This is a genomic window from Paenibacillus sp. FSL R5-0527, from assembly GCF_038008055.1.
GTDB classification, from domain to species: Bacteria; Bacillota; Bacilli; order Paenibacillales; family Paenibacillaceae; genus Fontibacillus; species Fontibacillus macerans.
This window is the reverse complement of the sequence record NZ_JBBOYI010000014.1, coordinates 1-1,237: the sequence shown is the minus strand read 5'-3', so window position 1 is coordinate 1,237 and position 1,237 is coordinate 1. Positions and strand designations below refer to the sequence as shown.

At 42.4% G+C, this 1,237-nt stretch carries 5 protein-coding genes; all 5 read right to left on the bottom strand.

Annotated elements, in window-relative coordinates; translation table 11 throughout:
• A partial coding sequence (locus NYE69_RS33890) for a lysozyme (RefSeq protein ID WP_445744857.1) occupies window positions 1-141 on the bottom strand: 141 nt, incomplete at its 3' end.
• Window positions 142-420: a phage holin family protein gene (locus NYE69_RS33530; protein ID WP_340930756.1), complete on the bottom strand. Its 279-nt coding sequence runs from the start codon at window positions 418-420 to the stop codon at window positions 142-144.
• Between the two features lie 2 nt (window positions 421-422).
• Window positions 423-722, bottom strand: coding sequence for a hypothetical protein (locus NYE69_RS33525; protein ID WP_340930754.1), 300 nt, complete (start codon window positions 720-722; stop codon window positions 423-425).
• Window positions 719-931: a BhlA/UviB family holin-like peptide gene (locus tag NYE69_RS33520; RefSeq protein ID WP_340930752.1), complete on the bottom strand. Its 213-nt coding sequence runs from the start codon at window positions 929-931 to the stop codon at window positions 719-721. Before NYE69_RS33520 ends, NYE69_RS33525 begins: the two co-directional genes overlap by 4 nt.
• A 110-nt stretch (window positions 932-1,041) precedes the next feature.
• The coding region (locus tag NYE69_RS33515; protein ID WP_340930751.1) for a hypothetical protein at window positions 1,042-1,237 on the bottom strand (196 nt) is incomplete at its 5' end.

The following is a 1,237-nucleotide window of genomic DNA, read 5'->3' as shown; positions in this document are numbered from 1 at the left end:
ACCTTCTTTTACATCTGGCCCGTAATGTCCCCAGCCGATTGTCCAGTACTTTTCAGCCGCTACCGGCTTGTACGCTTTCAATCGACAGCCCTCAAAGTTTTTGATAAGTTTAAGCCCTGCCTCTCCTATCTTTCTACTCATTTAATTTTCACCACGCTTATTAAATTGTTTGATGAATTGATTGCTGTAGACCGCCACAGCACCACACAAGATACCCTGGATAACGGCCTGCACTGTAAACCCTAGCAGCAAGCAAGCAAATACAATAGCTACGCCTGTGACAACGTAGATGATTGTCCAATCCTGCACGCGTGGCGTTTGTTTGAGGGTAAATCCGATGATCCAGCAAGCCGCGACGACGATAAGTAATTCCGGGTTAATGTAACTTGAAACAATGGCCCACACTTCGTTTAAATTCATGTTTATCGCTCCTTAGATAATTTTATATATAATGAAAAAGACGCAAACACCAGTCCGAAGACTATGCTTACGTCTTTGAGTTTGTTTAACTGTCTTGTAGCAGCGCCTTGTAAGTAGGAAACTGTTGGTTTTGCTGCACTAATATCCATCCCAGCGTTTATAAGCCTATGTAGTTCGTCCCGTTGTTGGAGATAGACAGTGTACTTTGTAACCCAATCCAAAGTCATGGCGGCAACAATGAGAGCGAAACAGATTGCCACAACGATGTATGCAGCCTGGAGCAGAAAGGTTTTATGCCTCATTTAAACCTCTCCTTTAACTCGCGCAATTCCGAGATGATTAGATCGTACTTTTCGGAAAATTTAGAGAGAACGTTGTTTTGCTGCTGAATTATGCCGTTTAAATCCTTCTCGCGTTCTTTGTTGGTCCGCATAACATAAATAAGAAGCCATACGAACAATGCTCCGAATGGCCCCTGTGTAATGAAGTATTTGAAAATTTCGTTTTCCATATATTCACCCCTGTGTTAAAATGAAATTGCTTTCTGTCCCTGTGCAGAAAGCCGGGAGGGTTTGCCGTCCAAAGCTTCCCTCCTGTTACCACTACACAGGGATTTTTTAATTACTCTATTGCAACCCAATAATCAATACTGGCGTTAAATGTAGTGCCGCTATTAGAATTTGCAAAATTTACCGTTACTGTAAAGCCGTCAGAAGTTGGGGAAAAAGAAGCTAAGGCTGCTGATACACCCTTACCTTGGCCGACATTAAGTGATGTAAAGTTCGAAATAAGTCCATTGAAATACCTTTCGTTCGCT